This window comes from Bifidobacterium sp. WK041_4_12 (genome assembly GCF_041080795.1).
GTDB lineage: Bacteria > Actinomycetota > Actinomycetes > Actinomycetales > Bifidobacteriaceae > Bombiscardovia > Bombiscardovia aquikefiricola.
In genome coordinates this window covers 481,940-499,294 of sequence record NZ_CP129674.1, presented here as the reverse complement: position 1 = coordinate 499,294, position 17,355 = coordinate 481,940, and the positions used below count along the sequence as shown (strand labels likewise).

Genomic DNA, 17,355 nt, shown 5'->3' with positions numbered 1-17,355 from the left:
CATGTGCTGTACGCCTGGGTTATGTCCCTGTGCTGTTCGCCTGTGCTGTGCGTCGGAGGCGCAGGTCAGCAGCTCGCACGCGTGTTCATTGCCGCCTGCATTGCTCCACACATCGCAAGCTTGCTGTGAACTTGTCTCCTATCAGCGCATTGTGTTTCCAAGCCATGATACACACCCAATGCGCCAAGCACATGTGTGGACAGTCTCGTGATGTTACACGCCATCCTGCTGATAGTCCTGGGGCATGTCCTTGAACTTGGAGGTGGCTCCAAGGAACGCGAGGTGGAAGGTATCGGTCGGACCGTTACGGTGCTTCGCCATGATGATGTCAGCCTCGCCCGGCCGGTCCTCCTTATCGTAGAAGTCAGGACGGTGAACCAGCAACACCACGTCGGCATCCTGCTCGATGGAGCCGGATTCACGCAAATCCGCAAGCATTGGCTTTCGGTCGTTTCGCATCTCCGGGCCACGGTTCAACTGGCTGAGCGCGACAACAGGCAGATTCAGCTCCTTCGCCAGAAGCTTGAGCGCACGCGAGAACTCCGAAACCTCCTGCTGACGCGATTCGACTCGCTTGCCTGAACTCATCAGCTGCAGATAGTCGATGACCACCAGTTTCAGATCGTTGGTCTGCTTGAGACGGCGGCACTTGGCACGGATTTCCATCAAGCTCATGTTCGGCGAATCGTCGATGAACAGTGGCGATTCATCCAAGGTGCTCCAGAAGCGATTCAGCGTATTCCAACGTTCTGGCGTGATGTCATCGGCACGACGCAGAGCGACGAGAGGGATATTCGTTTCCGCCGAGATAATGCGCTGCGCCAGCTCGGTTTTGCTCATTTCTAGCGAGAATATGACGGTTGCCATATGGTGATGGAGTGCTGCCGAGCGTGCAAAATCGACCCCCAGCGTGGACTTCCCCATGGCAGGGCGACCTGCGACGACGACCATCTGACCAGGCTGAAGCCCTTGGGTCACGTCATCCATATCACGGAAGCCGGTTGGCACGCCACGCTGCAGATCACCGTTCTGAAGCTTGTCAAGCTGGTCGAGAGCATCGTGGACAACTGGACCTATGGCTGAATAGTCTTGACGAACCTTGCCCACGCTCATCTCGTAGACTTCGGACTGCGCCAGATTGACAATGTCTTCAGCCTGCGACCCCTCTGCCGAATAGCCAAGCTGCGCGATTTTCGTTCCAGCCGTAATCACGTTGCGAAGAATGGCCCGCTGATGCACGATTTCGGCATAGTATGTGGCGTTTGCCGCAGTGGGAACGGATGCAACCAGGGAATGCAGGTAATCAGTGCCGCCGACCTTGTCAAGATTGCCGTCTTTGAGCAACTGATTGGCAACGAGCACGGCATCGACTGGCTGAGAGGTCGAGAAGAGCGCAATGATCGCTTCATAAATGGTCTGATGCTTGGGCTGATAAAAATCTGAAACGTCAATGAGCTGACTGACTTCGCCTATGGCATCCTTGCTCATGAGCATTCCACCCAGCACAGCCATCTCAGCTTCATCATCATGCGGCGGAACGCGGTCAAACAAAGCGTCGCCAGAAGGCAAGGCAACGGCGGTATGTGAAGTATCGCCGTGGGGTGAATTGGGAAAACCAGAAGAACTCATAGCGCCGATTCTACGATGTGCCCTTGTCAGTAGGGCAGAACAATGGAACGCATGACGCTCATGTTCACGTTCATGTTCATGTTCACCCCGGTCAGCATTACAAGGCCGTGAAGAATGCCAGAAGACCAAAAAGTATGCCTGGTGCATTGGCGAGGGCGACCGGAATGTCTCGCGGCTTCTTCAGCAATCCGTAGGTCACCCAGAGCGTGCAATTGATTGCAGCGACGAGCGGCTGAACAGGACTCCCCTTGTCGCCTGCCAAGTTGTTCGTTATCTGCGGAATGTACGAGACATACATCAGTAATCCCGTCGTCGTGGCTACCCAGCTCAAATAGTGGAAGAATTTTTCAGTGTTCATCGATCCCCTTTCACCGTTGCACACGCAGTCACGCACAATCCGATGATTCTTTTCAAGGTACATGGACGAAAGGACGCTCACCCTCCAAGCTCACTCAGCTTCCCATGCGGTGTGCATGCCGTATGTTCAGCCTTCTTTCAGCTCCAATTCACCAATTCAGCACCAATCCACCACCTTACGTTCATCAATTGTGGATAAAAAAATAAGTTATCCACAATTTAGGCGTGTTTGTGGGGATAATTCACAAAGTTATCCACATGATGGGTATAACTTTGTGGATAGTCGGGGGATAACACCTATGTTGAGTTATTCACTTCTTTTTTCCCTAGAAGCGTGGTATGCGAGTGTCTCTCCATCATTTCGTCACATTCATTGTAAAGCGGCGATTATTCACATCCACGCATCGTGCACGCGCCCACCGCGAAACTTCGCGTCCATGATGTGAGCATGGTTGCCCGAGCTGCCTTCAATGGTCTGAGAAAGCCTGTACCATCTGTGACGCGACCGAAACGTGTCGGAAGGGGCAATCCAATGGCTGTGGCACAACACGATGAGGATATGGCAGCCAAGGATCGGAGATCCCCATATCTGCATATTGCTGCACTTGCAATCCCCACCTTTGGACAGCTGATTGCCGAACCCGCCTTCATACTTATCGACACAGCTGTTGTCGGCCATGTGAGCAGTGCAGCGCTTGCAGGACTGTCCATCGGTTCCACCATCATCCTCACCACCGTTGGGCTATGCGTGTTTCTGGCATATGGCACGACCTCCCAGGTGGCGAGGCTCATTGGAGCCGGACGCAAGCGTCAGGGGCTCGAAGCCGGCATCGACGGCATGTGGCTCGCCTTGATCATCGGGGTCGTCGTCTCACTCGGCATCGTTGCGTTCAGTAGGCAGATATGCGCGTTCATGGGTGCCGAAGGTCAGGTGCTCAGCCAAGCGACCACCTATGTGAATGCCGTGGTGTTCGGACTTCCGGGAATGCTGCTCGTATATGCGGCAAACGGGATTTTCCGCGGTCTCCAGAAGGTCCGCATCACGCTGATTGCAGCAATAACGGGAGCCGTCATCAACACGGTTCTCGATATCGTGTTCGTCGTCATGCTCCATTGGGGCATCCTGGGATCTGGCATTGCCACGCTGATTGCACAGTGGGTGATGAGCATCATGCTTATCGTGCCAGCAGTGATGTGGGCGGTCAAGGAAGGCGCAAGCTGCTTGCCTCGAATCGCTGGCATAGCGTCGAGTGCAAGCGACGGGCTGCCGTTGTTCATCCGCACACTCGCCCTGCGCGCGTCACTGTTCATGACCGTCGTCGCTGCCGCAAGGATGGGCCAGCAGGTTCTAGCCGCCTACCAAGGTGTCAATGCCACATGGAACTTCGCGTTGAACGTCCTTGATGCGATAGGCATCTCTGGTCAATCACTCGTTGCTACGGCTCTCGGAGCGAAGAAACGCCAGGAAACACGATTCATGGTGCATGCCTCAAGCACAGCCGGCATGTGGATGGGCGTATTCACCGGAGGCGTGATGGTGCTGCTGGGATTCACCGCCACAGGGCTGTTCAGCCCCGATGCGCAGATTCAGCATCTGATCATGGTTGGCATGGTCGTGCAGGCAGTGTTTTTGCCCCTCTGCGGATGGATGTGGGCAATGGACGGGATTCTTATTGGTGCCGAGGACTATCGCTACCTCGCGGCTACCTGCACGCTCACCTCGGTGGTCTATGTGCTGGCGCTCTGGGGTTTGACTTCATTGAACTGGCCCAATGACGCATGGAGAATCGCCATGCTGTGGGCAGCGATCAACGTGTTCTTCATTGGCATTCGGGCGATAAGCAATGCCCTGCGCACGCGCGGAGATGTCTGGATCGAGCACGCCATCGGCAGTCATGCGGAGCGCTAGGCTGATGGCTGCGCTTGAACTATCATCCTGCGCACGGCCTGATACATGTTTTCCACAATCGACGCTCGCCACGAAGACCAGCCGTAGCGTTTCGTGATCGCTTCGTTCGCCGTCGCTCCCAGTGAGGACCCGTCTGCCTTGGTCAGATCGTAGAGCATGTCAAGCAGCACGGGATCTCGATGAATGCGATTCGCCAGGTCTTCAATGACAGCAGAATCATGTGGATTCTTGGTCGTTGCATATTGTGAGAGCGTCAGATGCTCACGGACGAGCAAGGTTGCCATATCGACTATGTTCTGCGCATATCCGATGCGGCTGAGAATAATCGGCACATGTCGTGCACCTTCAACCGAATGGTCAAGAATCCCTTGACGCTTGCCGATGTCATGGAAAATTCCAGCCAAGAGCAGCGCCGCATAATGATCGTCGTCATATCTGCCACCGCTATGCGTCTGCCTATCCAGGCGTGAAGCGACCTCAACCATATGCCTATCGATGGTGTATCGATGGGCATCAGATGCGCTGGGACGATTGCGAACACCCAACCATTCCGGCACTAGACGGCCCGGAATATCCACATAGTCAATCTCTTCCCAGATGCGCAACAGCGTTGGGCCGGAGGCAAGCAGCCGAACGAACAGCTCGCGTTCCTCTTCGGTCCATGCATGATCCTGAATGGGCGAGCGGCGAATATTCAGGAGGGTTGCCACCGAGATTGGCAGATCAAACTCAGCGGCCGCGACAGCCACTCGAAGTGCGATTGAACGGTCGCGAGCAGGATTTTCGCCAATGGCAAGCACGATTTCCTGCTCATGGGTTGCCACCCCATGGGCAACAACGTCGAAGCGGGGTGCTCCCCGTCTGCCGCGGAAGAAGGTGAATCGTGGCTTTTCATGAATCAAGGAGTGCTGCGCGTTCGATGAGGTCATGTCAAGGGAGAAGGCAATGCGTCGGCCGAGGGATGCGAGGAGTGTCTGCAGATCATCAATGGCAACAACGTTGCGCGATTCCTCGGGAAGCGTGGGGTCAGTCAGCCCAAGCATCTGTGCCACCTTGGGCTGATACTGGTGGAGCAGCATGTCAGTGTCACGGTTGGCAATCAGATGGATGCTGTCGCGCACGTCAAGCAGACGGTCAACGGCGGCATCATACCGTCCGTGAGGCCGGTCAGCGAGCCACGTCGCGGTCAGTGCCGAAACGAGCACGGCATCTCGAAGCCCGCCACGGGCTTCTTTGATATCTGGCTGATTGATGTATGCCAGACGGCCGAATCTATCAAGGCGCGCGGTTGCGGACTCAACGAGTTCAGGAAGGCGCTTCCGTGCAGCCTTCCTCCATCTGTCAAGAATGGAAGAGGCGATATCGGCAATGAGATCGGTGTCACCTGCGATGGGGAGCACATTCAACCATCCCATTGCAGCAGGAAGATCATGATCGGTAACGGATTCGCACTGTGCTCGGGTTCTTACCGAATGGTCAAGATCCAAACCCGAATCCCACAGTGGATACCAGAGTTTGTCAGCCAGTTGGGAGATCTGCTCATCATTCAGGGAATGGGAGTCCACTATCAACACCAGATCAAGGTCAGAACTGGGGCCGAGCTGCTTTCTTGCCAGAGACCCGACTGCGGCAAGGCCGACACCAGTTTCCGGAATGTCAAAAGGCAGCTCGTCGCTTGCATATTGCCACAGGGTACTCAGCGCATTCACCACAAACTCAGACCGTTGAGCTCGTTTCACGCTGCCCTGACGATACACACCATCCGAATCCGGTTGACTCATGGCTACGAGCTTGTCATGGAGTCCTTGAACTGCTGCAATCATGAAAAATCATCCTCACCATATGGTTGACCCGGAAAAAACGCAATGTTCAGAGCGAGAATCCGAGTTTTGCGACAATTTGAAAGTACAAGACGCATATATCCTTGAAATGACGATGCGATTAAGCCAAAAAACAGGTGTTGTACTTCAAAATTGCCGCAAAACTCAACATCGCGGGAATAACGAATCCCCACACAAGACTTTGTGTGGGGATTCGCGGGATTATGAGCTGGACTACGCTCATATGAGCCACTATCAGATGGCTGCTGAGCCTGTTTCGCCTGTGCGAACTCGCGTTACTGATTCGAGAGGTGAAACCCAGACCTTGCCATCACCAATGGTGCCTGTCGCGGCAGCCTTGACAATGACATCGACCAGAGTCTCTGCATCTGCGTCATCGGCAATGACTTCGATGCGCACCTTCGGGATGAGATCGACGGTATATTCTGCACCGCGGTAGATCTCCGTATGGCCGCGCTGACGGCCATATCCGTTGGCCTCCGAAACAGTAAGACCATGGACTCCAGAAGCCGACAATGCTTCCTTGACGTCATCAAGCTTATGTGGCTGAATGATTCCTGTTATAAGCTTCATCTCACTTCACCTCCTTGAGGATTGAGCTGGCAGTTCCAGCGAAATCGTAAGCACGTTCGCCCTGGTCAGCCAAATCGACACCGCTGACTTCCTGAGCCTCGGTAACGCGCCAACCAATGGTCTTTTCAAGTGCGAACGCGATCACGGACGTAATCACACCGGAGAAGATGATCGCAATCAATGCAATCACGATCTGAACAATCAGCTGCTTGAAGTTGCCGCCAGCGAACAGTCCGGTTCCCTCGCCGAAGAAGCCGATAAGAACGGTTCCGGTGACACCGCCAACACCGTGGACGCCCACGACATCGAGTGAATCATCATAGCCGAACCTGAACTTGAGGCCGCAGGCGAAGCAGCAAAGAATACCGGCAATCAGTCCGAGAACCATCGACCAGAATGGCGAGACGACATCGGCTGCAGGCGTGATGGCAACCAGACCGGCGACCATACCCGAGGCAGCGCCCATCGCTGTGTAATGACCGGAGCGGATCTTCTCAGTGAAGAGCCAGCCCAACGTGGCCGCGGCAGTTGCTGCGGTTGTGGAAACCCACGCATATCCTGCGGTGCCGTTGGCTGCGAGCGCCGAACCTGCGTTGAAGCCGAACCAGCCGAACCACAGCAGGAACGCGCCAAGCATGACGAAGGGAACGTTGTGCGGACGGAACGGCTCCTTGGCGAAGCCCTTGCGCTTGCCAATGATAAGAACGATGACCAAAGCCGCAACTGCAGCGTTGATATGAACAACCGTGCCGCCTGCAAAATCATGAGCGTGTGCGCCGATTGCCTGCGAGATCGCACCGTCTGGAGAAAGCAGACCGCCGTTCCAGACCATATGTGCCATTGGCGCATAGTCGAAGGTGATCCACAAAGCCACGAAAATCATCCATGTGCTGAACTTGATACGCTCTGCAAGAGCACCGGAAATCAAGGCAACGGTAATCATCGCGAATGTCACCTGGAAAGCGACGTCGATGCTGTGTGGGTATGCGGCATCCTTGATATTGACCGAACCGAAGACACCATCAGTGGCGACCATCGTATCCTTGAGCAGGAATCCTGTTGCCGGATCACCGAAGATTCCACCGATATCCGTACCTGCCCACGCTATTGACCAACCCCAGAATGTCCACACGACTCCTGTGACAGCCAAGGCGCCCACTGAAAGCATCAGCATATTCAGAATTGCCTTTGAACGGACCATGCCTCCATAGAAGAACGCCACTGCTGGCGTCATGAGGAATACAAAGGACGCGGACGTTAACATCCATGCTGCATTACCAGTGTCCATATCTACCTCTCTCTCTTTTTCCTTTTCTCTCTGCCTACCAATGACCGAGAACCGATGTCGAGCGAACCCGACTTGTAACAATGGTAGCGGTCTCTTCTTAGAGACCAATGACTGCAATACAACGTGGTATGGGTTTCGGTCTGAGTCAATCAGCGTTACGACAATGTAACAATGTCACGCGCTGAGCAATATTGGGTTCACTCAGTTCAGCGCGAGGATGCCATCAACGAAGGTTGCCGGATCGAAAATCGTCAGATCATCCGGCCCCTCTCCCAGGCCGACCAGCTTCACAGGAACGCCGAGTTCACGCTGAACCGAGATGACGATGCCGCCTCGCGCCGAGCCGTCAAGCTTGGTGAGGACAATGCCTGTTATGCCGATTGCCTCGGCAAATACCTTGGCCTGTGCCATGCCATTCTGCCCGGTGGTGGCATCGAGCACGAGCAGGACTTCGTCAACCTTCGCCGTTTTTTCGATGACACGACGAATCTTCCCCAGCTCTTGCATCAGATTGGCTTTGTTCTGCAGACGTCCTGCCGTATCGACGATCAGCACATCCCTTTGCTGCTCCTGCGCCGTATGCGCCGCCTCGAAGGCTACCGAGGCAGGATCGGCTCCATCCTTGTCGCTTCGCACCACCTTCACGCCTACACGGTTGCCCCATGTTTCCAACTGGTCGGCAGCCGCAGCTCGGAAGGTGTCTGCGGCAGCCATCATCACCGACTTGCCTTCGGCCACGAAGAAGCGCGCCAACTTGCCTGCCGTCGTTGTCTTGCCGGTTCCATTGACACCGACCATGATGATCACTGACGGTTTGCGAGCATCTGGAAGCTCATTCTCAGGCAGTTCCGCATACAGCCTGCGATCCATGCCCGCGTCAACAATGGTCAACAGTCTGGCCTTGAGCATGTCGCGCACGGCATTCGCCTCGGTTTCGCCCTGGACGCGAACATCCGACTTGAGCTGCTCGACAAGGCGGGAACTGGCGTCAGCACCGACATCGGCCAGCAGCAAGGTATCTTCGACATCTTCCCAGTCGCTGTCTGTCAGATGATTTTTGCTGAGAATCGTAAACAATGCCTTGCCGAAGGGGTTGGCACTGTGAGAAAGTCGCGCCCGCAGGCGAATCAACCTCGATGTTGAAGATTCTGGAGTCTGCAATTGGGGGGCCGCAGATGCTGCTGCCTGTGGGGAAGCGGACTCAGGCGAAGCAGCCTGTGAAGAACCGGACTGTGAAGCGACTGACCCGACTGACTCGGCTGACTCGACTGCTGAGCCTGCTCCTGTTTCGTCTGATGCTGCCTCGGAAGAGACATCTGGCGGCACTGCTTGCGATGGTGTGGAAGCACCGGTCGCTTCGGGTCTGCCGCCCTTCTTTCGTGCAGCTTTGACTATCAGCGCTGCAACGATGATTGCAAGAACCAGTGCCGTCAATCCGATGACGAGATAAATCACAGAATTTGTATCCATACTGTTCACCCTAAAAATCGAGAGGGACAGACTTCACCGAGGCCTAGCGATCGATCTTGGGGATATCGCCGGTATGCTGCTGTGAATTCTGTGCCGCGGCATTCAGATCGGGAGCATTGCGCGATGATGGCTCGTCCGAGTCCGTCTGGAAGAGCGCATGCACCTCGACTACCGAATCATTGTTGACATATACGGGATTCTCAGAGGTCTCCTCAAGCATCCGTCGCGTTTCAGCGGAAGGATGCACATGCATCCTTGGCTCAAATGACGGCGCGCTACCAGCAACGCGGGGATCACGATGCCTGCGCCGGGCCTCCGAGCCTTCACGCGCATGCTCTTCTATATCAGCGGATACCGAACCATTCCTGGATTCGCCCCGAGCCAGCCATAGCACCACAATTACCAACACTGCAAGTACCAGCAGCCAAATGAGTATTGCCCAAACCATACTGTTCATTCTGCCAGTTTTCGCTCAATTCTCCAATTATGAACCACAATCCTCCGTGTCCTCTACATCTCAAAGCTCGAAGTTGATCGTGCGGCACTGCCGCGTACGACGTTGGTGCTGCTGCTGATGATGACATTTCAAAGCCAGCCAAGTGGAACGATTGAGAAGAATTGAAGATTGCACGACCATTATAGCGTTGCATTGTTGCTGACTGTATGCACGATGGCGCACGTGGGTAGCGCACGTGCCACACTGGGGTCTTATGAGTGGGACAACAAGGATGACTTCTTTTCAGCGGCGTGAGCAGCTGTTGACCGTAGGCAGAGCGCTATTCGCCTCGCAGGGGTTCGAAACTACGAGTGTTGAGGAAATCGCAGCGAAGGCAAAGGTCAGCAAGCCGATTGTCTATGAACATTTTGGCGGCAAGGAAGGACTCTATGCGGTTGTGGTGGACCGTGAAATGCAATCCCTGACGACCGCATTGACCGATGCGCTGAGCGATGCCGAAGGGCATCCACGCCAGATCGTTGAAAAAACGGCCCTGGCATTGCTCACCTATATCGAGGAGCATACCGAGGGATTCATGATTCTTGCCCGTGACTCGCCGACCACAGATCCGGCAAGTTCATTCAGTTCGCTGCTGGGAGAGGTCAGCATGCGCGTTGAGGAAATCCTGAAGGAGCACTTCCGGCACCGCAAAATATCGACGAAGGGCATACCCTTCTATGCTCAGATGCTGGTGGGAATGACGGTGTTCACTGGACAGTACTGGGCGGATGGACGCAAGGCGAGCAAGGAGCAGTTGGCCGCCTACATCGTCAATCTTGCGTGGAATGGCTTGTCTCGACTGGAATCAAAGCCCACGCTCCGATACGAAGGCAAGCATGCCAAAGCGGCACAGCCCAAGATGGACAAGAATGGCAACGATAAAGGCAACGCGAAAGACACCGCTGAAGACAAAGCTGAGGACGGAGTTGAAGACACAGTTGAATATAAGGATGAAAGCGCCAATGACAGCGGCGGCGAAGGCAGCAGCGAAAGCAGTCATGCAGGAATGCCCGCATCGACAGACGAACCAGGTGATCCGCTCCCTCCAGCCGCGTCAGCAGGGGTCAGCCATGAAGCTTCTCGTATGATGCCTTGAGCACGTGAACGATTGCCGTTATCTGATTGGCTTCCAAAGCTTTCTGGAAGGTCATTCTGATGGAAGTCTTGGCGGTTTGCTCGTCAAAACCCATCGCGAGCAAAGTATGGGGCGCCTCTTTGTTGCCGTCTGAACATGCCGATCCGCTCGAACACATGATGCCTGCGGCATCGAGGTCAACCAGAAGCGCCTCGCCCCACACTCCAGGGAAAACGAAGGATGCATGGCCGGGCAGACGTCGTTCAGGGTCAGGCGTTCCAGTGAGTTTGGCCTGTGGAATCTCCTCTTCAATGGCCGCAATAAGCTTGTCGCGCGAAGCAGCTAGTGCGGCATTCGAAGAACTCATCTGTTCCAGGGCAGCATGCAACGCCACTGCCATGCCGACAGCCCCTGCAACGTTCTGCGTTCCTGAACGACGTCCCTGCTCTTGTCCGCCACCTGATATCAAGGGTTCGTAGGGTGTCGTCGATCGCAGCATCAGTGCGCCCAAGCCCTTTGGGGTACCGAACTTATGGCCGGATACGCTCATCGCATCAACGCCCAGAGCAGCCATGTCAACGGGAATATGGCCGACTGCCTGAACCGCGTCCGTATGCATGAAAGCCCCTGCGCGATGCGCAATTTCAGCAATCTGAGCCACGGGTTGAATCGTTCCGACTTCATTGTTGGCTAGGGTGACGCTTACCAGTGCAGTCTGCTCGGTGATAAGGGTTTTCGCTGCCTCGACATCGATGCGGGCGAACTTGTCGACTGGAAGCACATCGACGTGGAAACCGAAATATCGTGCCATCCATGCTGCCGATTCGCTGACGGCAGGATGTTCCACGGCACTGATGGCAATGCGATTGCGTAAGCTTGCCTCACTGTTCAGGACTGTACGGCGCGCATTTTCCTGGTCAAGCACTGCCATCGCAATGCCTTTCATGGCAAGGTTGTCGGATTCAGTGCCGCCAGAAGTGAAAATCACATCCTGTGCAGCAGCCCCCACATCGGAAGCGAAAAGACTCCGGGCTCTCTCCAGAGATTCCGCAGCCTCCTTGCCGAAGGCGTGCACGCTCGCAGGATTGGCGTAGTCACTGAGCCAAAACGGAAGCATCGCTTTGATAACGCTTGGAACCGCTGCCTCTGTCGAAGCAGTGTCAAGATATATTGCCTCCGATGAATCGGCACTTGCTGCTGCACGCATTACTGTGCCCAATCCAATCCAAGATCGACTCCGATGACGCTATGCGTAAGCGATCCGATGGAGATGGTGTCGATACCCGAATCGGCTATGGAACGCACCTTCTCCAGTGTCATGTTTCCACTTGCTTCAATCTCAGTCTGATGCTGATTGATGCGGCGAATGTGCTCTACGGCGCGCACGGTGTCTTCTGGAGAGAAGTTATCCAGCATGATTACATCCGGCTTGCCCTCAATCACTTCATCAATCTGCCCGAGATCATCAACCTCGACCTCCACACTCACGGGCTTGCCATCAACGCGTATGCTTCGAGCCTCTTCAATCGCGCGGGCTATCGGAATTCCAGCCGCGCGAAGGGCGGCCAGATGATTGTCCTTCATCATCACGGCATCGGACAGCCCATCGCGATGGTTGACGCCTCCCCCACAGACGACAGCGTAGCGTTGCACGGCTCGCAATCCGGGAAGTGTCTTTCGCGTATCCTTGATGGCGATTAACTTGCCTTGGACCTCATGCACAAACGATGCCGTGGCGGTAGCGATGCCACTCATATGCTGCACGAAGTTCAATGCGATGCGCTCACTGCGCAGTATCGCACGCATTGAGCCACTCACCTTCGCAAGTCGTTCTCCTGCTTGGAAATGATGGCCGTCAGCAGCATATTGCTCGACCTTCACCTGTGTGTCGATGAAGGAGAATGCAGCAGCGAAGATGTCGATTCCGCTGAGCACTCCATCTTCTCTAGCCACCAGATCCGCTTCCCCTGTGAAATGCGCAGGGATGACGTGCTCTGAGGTGATGTCTCCATGCGGGGAATCTTCTTCAAAAGCTCTGCGCAAGAGATCGTGTATTACAGATTGAGATAGCATCATGGTTTCCTTATGATTGCAGTGTTGGTGAGATGAAGTTCGTAAGCTTAGCGGTATTGCGATTCGCGCCTATGCTCTGGTGTGCGCGCCCAATGATTCGGGACGGTTCAACGCGGCTTGCGCTATCAGGTAGCCGACGGTGACGAGATTTCGATCTTCCAAGAAACTCCTGTCTACAGCACTGCGTTTCGCGCCGCCCTTCGACGCGGCTTGCTGGTCATAGGCATCGTTCATCGCCCGAAGCCATGCCGAAAGTGTCTTGACCGCAGACACTAAGTCGGCTTCTGTGCGGATAACGCCGACCTTCGTCCACATCAGCTTCTGTATTTCGGTGCGCGAGGGTATATGCGAAGGTATATGCGAAGGTATATGAGCGTCGTCCGCCTGAGTTTCCAGGGATGGCAGACGAGTATCGCGCCCAGCATCTTCATGGACTGACACAGATGCTTGCGTTCGATCAGTAATGGCCGCAGTGCCTGCACGCTTGCCAAAAACCAATCCCTCAAGCAGCGAGTTCGAAGCCAGCCGATTCGCTCCGTGGACTCCGGTTCTCGCACATTCCCCGGCTGCATACAGTCCTTTGAGCGTGGTTCTTCCCCACAGATCCGTATGAATGCCTCCCATCCAGTAGTGAGCGGCAGGCGTGACCGGAATCGCTTCCTGAGACCAGTCAAAGCCTTCCTTTCTGGTGAATTCATCGAGCGTCGGGAAACGGTGTTTCAAGAAATCAGCCAGCTTGGGGTGCTTCTGCGCAAGCACGGTGACATCCAGACGGACAGGCATCCCGTCTTGATTCAGCATGGTGCGGAAGTTGGCCCGTGCGACGATGTCTCGTGGTGCGAGTTCTGCTCTGGGATCGATAGCGGGCATATAACGGTTGCCGTGCGCGTCAAGAAGGACTGCACCCTCTCCACGAACGGCTTCCGACACCAGAAAATGTCGGTGGGATGCCAGGGCCGTTGGGTGGAATTGATAGAATTCCGCATCCTGAATACGGGCACCAGCGCGCCATGCTGCTGCCACGCCATCTCCAGTTGCAATTTCAGGATTGGTCGTATATTCATAGACCTGTCCCGCTCCCCCGGTTGCCAGGATGACGGAATCCGCTCTGATCTCGATGACATGGTCAGGCGCTGCGACTGACTGCTCGCGCAGCTTGTCCGCGATGGGATCTCTGCCGCGAGCTTCATAGCTTTCTTGCAGGAATGGAGAAGTGGCGGCATCGGGGTCGATGCGCACGGTGATGCCCTGCACCGTCCCGTGATGAACGCACAGATCCTCCAGAAATGCGTATTCGAGCATGTGGATGCGTGGATTGGCTGCGGCTACTGCTGCCAAATCCACTTCCATCACATAGCCCGTGGCATCACCGCCAGCATGCAGGATGCGCGGAACCGAATGGGCTCCCTCCATGCCATGCTGCAGTTGACCGGAATCATCTCTATCGAAATGCACGACACCTTGAGCCAAAGCGCGTACCACCTTCGCGCCTTCGGTCGTCAAAATCCTGACAGCATCCTCGTCGCACAGACCATCACCGGCGAGGAGGGTGTCACGCATATGCATGGCCGGACTGTCCGTTTCGGCTACGGCTGCGGCTATGCCTCCTTGAGCACAGTAAGTGTTGGACATAGTGAAATATGACTTGGCGATAAGGAGAACATCTTCGCCGGGCTGACCGGAATCAAGCTCAGATGTCTCATTGTCTCCGGCAATGGCGAGCGCTGCTGACAGTCCTGCAATACCAGCTCCTACAACCACGATCATGGATGAACCTCCAACATTCTTTCCAAGGCGATTCGCGCCTCTGCTGCCGTGTCTGCATCGACGGTGATGCGATTGACGATGTCACCCTCGATGATGCTTTCCAACGCCCACGCGAGATACGCTGGATGAATTCGGTACATGGTCGAGCAAGGGCAGACCACAGGATCGAGGCAGAACACAGTTTTATCGGGATGCTGCGCGGCGAGTCGATTGACGAGATTGATTTCCGTTCCGACTGCGATTGCAGCGCCGGACTTGGCCTGTTCGATTTCCTTGACGATATATGCTGTCGAGCCGGTACCGTCGGCTGCCTGAACGACTTCGGCCGAACATTCAGGATGCACGATTACCTTCACGCCGGGGTAGGCGGCGCGAGCCTTTTCGATCTGTTCGACGGTGAATCTCTGGTGGACCGAGCAGAAACCTTTCCACAGAATCAACTCGGCCTTGGCGTAGTCACTGGCCTGCGCTCCACCCATGGGACGGAATGGATTCCACAGTTGCATGCGCTCCAATGGAATCCCCATCTGCATGCCGGTGTTCCTTCCCAGATGCTGGTCGGGGAAGAACAGCACGCGCTGCCCACGTTCGAAGGCCCATGTCAGGACTGCTCTCGCGTTCGAGGATGTGCACACGATTCCGCCGTGACGTCCGCAGAACGCTTTCAAGGCTGCCGAGGAATTCATGTAGGTGATGGGAATGATGGAGGCTCGGCCTTGGCTATCGGCATCTGTTCCGCAGGCATCCATCAGTTGCGTCCAGCAGTCTTCGACCTGATCGATATTCGCCATATCGGCCATGGAGCACCCAGCGGAAAGATTGGGAAGCGTGACGCTCTGTTCGGGCTTGGAGAGAATATCGGCAGTCTCTGCCATGAAGTGGACGCCGCAGAACACAATATGCTGTGCTTCGGGGTGTTCTGTGGCCTTCTTTGCGAGTTGAAAAGAATCACCGACATAGTCGGCATGTTCTACGATTTCGTCTCTTTGATAGAAATGTCCCAGAATCAGCAGTCGAGAGCCCATCTTTGCCTTGGCTGCGACAATGCGGTCATGCAATTCCTCGTCGGAGGCATGTCGATACTCCTCAGGAATCATGCGCTGCTTGGGTGCAAGAGAGGGAAGCTTGTCGAAGATCGAGGCACCAGGGCCATAGGTGGGCTTTTCCGTAGGCTCGTCAAAGGCCCATGGGTCGAGCGTGAGTCGGGAATCACAGCTATCTTCAGCGCCGAGACGCTCAAGTATTTCATTGATTGCGGTCATGATATTCCTTTACTTTCAGTACTTCTTCCCTGATGAGGGTCGCGTAAGAATGAGAGTTGCGTAAGTAGATTCGTTGGTATGAGATTCATTGGTATTGTCCTGTCATGCTCGCAGCCAGTACTTTCTGCGATATGAGTGACGTAAGTGCTCCTTCGTAGCTTTCTTCAATCGGGGTATCTGCCGAGTAACGGTAGAGTGCCGCAGGTCGATGCCTGCCCTCTGCCTGTTGCCTTCCAGTCTGGTGCAGGGAGTGCGATGCCAGCATTCGTCTTCGAAAATTAGCCGGATCCAACGCCTTGCCAAGAACTGCCTCATATACGTGCCGTAATTGAGTCAGCGTAAATTCGTTGCCCACCAGACGGGATGCGATGGACGAGTATTCGATCTTGTTCCTGAGCCGCCACAATGCGTAATCAACGATTGTCTCATGGTCGAAAGCCATGTCAGGCAGTGCGTCTGCAGCGAACCAATGAACATTGTTCTCCTCGTGCAGTGCTGCAGCCTCAGCCTGACCGACCAAGGCCCAATACACGACGGAAACCATGGGTAATCCTCCCTGGGAACGAGCGGGACCTCCAAAGGTGTAGAGCTGCTCTAAATAGTGAGGATGCATCGCCGTTGTGGATTCCAGTGCTGCGAAAGCCGCATCTTCCAGGGAAATGTCGCTGCGCAGACCTGCACCTGGCAGTGCCCAGCATCCGAAGTACGGCTGCTTCACACGCCTGACCAACGGCAGCCAGAGTCTGCCAACTTCGCTGCCGACAGATGCATCGTCGTTCTGCTCAGATTCAGCCGAGCCAGAGGCGATGCCGGCATGCTTGTCCAGGGCAAGAATCACCACGGACACGCCCAGATCGGGTGCGCCACGCCTTCGCTCGGATACATTTCCCCACGACATGATCCGTCACCTCACGATTGCACTCATTGATGTGCCACGATAATGCGCCTTGTCCTCAAGCTCGCTGTCAGGCGCGCAAGCACGGTGTCTTTCACTGACACAGCATTGTCGAATACCAGCACTGTCACATACCAGATTGTTGAAAAACAGATTGTTGAATTCCTGAATCTCATCGAATCCGCACTCAGTATACACGACTTATAGTCATCGTGACATTTAGTCGTGTCGGGCTTGCAATGACGCCAAAAATTCCGTTGGCCGCTCCCGAAATGAGCCAGATGACCGATGTGGAACCCTGTACTGTGGAACCCCATGCTGTCGAACCCTATACTTGGCAAGGAACGCAGATAGCCTCACACCGCTCTGCACCACGAGTAGAATCTTGAACACCGGCCAGCAAGCATCGAGAAGGAGCATCATGGCAGACGCAATCGTATTAATCAGCGCAGAATCGCAGAAAATCAATGAAGCTGCACAGTCCATCGTGGAGATTCCAGGAGTCCGGGACGTGTATTCAGTTGCCGGAGACGTCGATCTCGTGGCTGTCGTTTCCGCCGATGCCTTTGACGATCTTACCGATATCATCCCCGGTGGCATTGCCAAGGTTGACGGGGTGCTGAGCACACAAACGCTGATGGCGTTCAAAACCTATTCCCGCAAGGAGATGAAGGCCGCGTTCGACCTTGGACTCGACTAAACGCCTGCCAAGAACCGGCG

General features: G+C 55.1%; 15 protein-coding genes. 3 read left to right on the top strand and 12 right to left on the bottom strand.

What is annotated here, in order from left to right; translation table 11 throughout:
• Positions 1-213 precede the first annotated feature (213 nt).
• Both dnaB and QN215_RS02125 read right to left on the bottom strand, forming a co-directional pair.
• Positions 214-1,629: a replicative DNA helicase gene (gene dnaB, locus QN215_RS02130; RefSeq protein ID WP_369344494.1), complete on the bottom strand. Its 1,416-nt coding sequence runs from the start codon at positions 1,627-1,629 to the stop codon at positions 214-216.
• Positions 1,630-1,726: 97 nt separating this feature from the next.
• Positions 1,727-1,987 (bottom strand): SemiSWEET family transporter, encoded by a 261-nt coding sequence (locus tag QN215_RS02125; RefSeq protein WP_369344493.1) that lies wholly within the window; start codon positions 1,985-1,987, stop codon positions 1,727-1,729.
• Positions 1,988-2,518: 531 nt separating this feature from the next.
• On the opposite strand from QN215_RS02125, the gene QN215_RS02120 reads away from it, so the two are divergent.
• Complete coding sequence (locus QN215_RS02120; protein WP_404978503.1) at positions 2,519-3,895, top strand: MATE family efflux transporter; 1,377 nt, start codon at positions 2,519-2,521, stop codon at positions 3,893-3,895.
• Here the strand turns inward: QN215_RS02120 and QN215_RS02115 are convergent.
• From QN215_RS02115 to QN215_RS02095, 5 genes are all read right to left on the bottom strand, one after another.
• Positions 3,892-5,718, bottom strand: coding sequence for a protein-PII uridylyltransferase (locus QN215_RS02115; RefSeq protein ID WP_369344492.1), 1,827 nt, complete (start codon positions 5,716-5,718; stop codon positions 3,892-3,894). The two genes, QN215_RS02120 and QN215_RS02115, sit on opposite strands and share 4 nt — an antisense overlap.
• 252 nt (positions 5,719-5,970) lie before the next feature.
• On the bottom strand, positions 5,971-6,309 hold the full coding sequence (locus QN215_RS02110; protein WP_369344491.1) for a P-II family nitrogen regulator: 339 nt from the start codon (positions 6,307-6,309) through the stop codon (positions 5,971-5,973).
• A 1-nt stretch (position 6,310) separates the two neighbouring features.
• Complete coding sequence (locus QN215_RS02105; protein ID WP_369344490.1) at positions 6,311-7,597, bottom strand: ammonium transporter; 1,287 nt, start codon at positions 7,595-7,597, stop codon at positions 6,311-6,313.
• A 201-nt stretch (positions 7,598-7,798) separates the two neighbouring features.
• Positions 7,799-9,067 carry a signal recognition particle-docking protein FtsY gene (gene ftsY / locus QN215_RS02100; RefSeq protein ID WP_369344489.1) on the bottom strand — a complete coding sequence of 423 codons (1,269 nt, stop codon included), beginning with the start codon at positions 9,065-9,067 and terminating at the stop codon, positions 7,799-7,801.
• A 43-nt stretch (positions 9,068-9,110) separates the two neighbouring features.
• Complete coding sequence (locus QN215_RS02095) at positions 9,111-9,515, bottom strand: hypothetical protein (protein WP_369344488.1); 405 nt, start codon at positions 9,513-9,515, stop codon at positions 9,111-9,113.
• Between the two features lie 280 nt (positions 9,516-9,795).
• On the opposite strand from QN215_RS02095, the gene QN215_RS02090 reads away from it, so the two are divergent.
• On the top strand, positions 9,796-10,659 hold the full coding sequence (locus QN215_RS02090) for a TetR/AcrR family transcriptional regulator (RefSeq protein WP_369344487.1): 864 nt from the start codon (positions 9,796-9,798) through the stop codon (positions 10,657-10,659).
• Here QN215_RS02090 and QN215_RS02085 read toward each other — a convergent pair.
• From QN215_RS02085 to QN215_RS02065, 5 genes are all read right to left on the bottom strand, one after another.
• Positions 10,628-11,845: a cysteine desulfurase family protein gene (locus QN215_RS02085; protein ID WP_369344486.1), complete on the bottom strand. Its 1,218-nt coding sequence runs from the start codon at positions 11,843-11,845 to the stop codon at positions 10,628-10,630. The genes QN215_RS02090 and QN215_RS02085 overlap by 32 nt on opposite strands.
• Positions 11,845-12,711, bottom strand: a complete 867-nt coding sequence (gene nadC / locus QN215_RS02080; RefSeq protein ID WP_369344485.1) for a carboxylating nicotinate-nucleotide diphosphorylase — start codon at positions 12,709-12,711, stop codon at positions 11,845-11,847. The genes QN215_RS02085 and nadC overlap by 1 nt, the downstream gene beginning before the upstream one ends.
• Positions 12,712-12,780: 69 nt before the next feature.
• Positions 12,781-14,478, bottom strand: a complete 1,698-nt coding sequence (locus QN215_RS02075) for an L-aspartate oxidase (protein WP_369344484.1) — start codon at positions 14,476-14,478, stop codon at positions 12,781-12,783.
• Complete coding sequence (gene nadA, locus QN215_RS02070) at positions 14,475-15,740, bottom strand: quinolinate synthase NadA (protein ID WP_369344483.1); 1,266 nt, start codon at positions 15,738-15,740, stop codon at positions 14,475-14,477. Before nadA ends, QN215_RS02075 begins: the two co-directional genes overlap by 4 nt.
• A gap of 85 nt (positions 15,741-15,825) precedes the next feature.
• Positions 15,826-16,638 (bottom strand): NrtR DNA-binding winged helix domain-containing protein, encoded by an 813-nt coding sequence (locus QN215_RS02065; protein WP_369344482.1) that lies wholly within the window; start codon positions 16,636-16,638, stop codon positions 15,826-15,828.
• Between the two features lie 418 nt (positions 16,639-17,056).
• On the opposite strand from QN215_RS02065, the gene QN215_RS02060 reads away from it, so the two are divergent.
• Entirely contained in the window at positions 17,057-17,335 is a 279-nt protein-coding gene (locus QN215_RS02060; protein ID WP_369344481.1) for an Lrp/AsnC family transcriptional regulator, read from the top strand.
• The last annotated feature ends 20 nt before the right edge of the window (positions 17,336-17,355 follow it).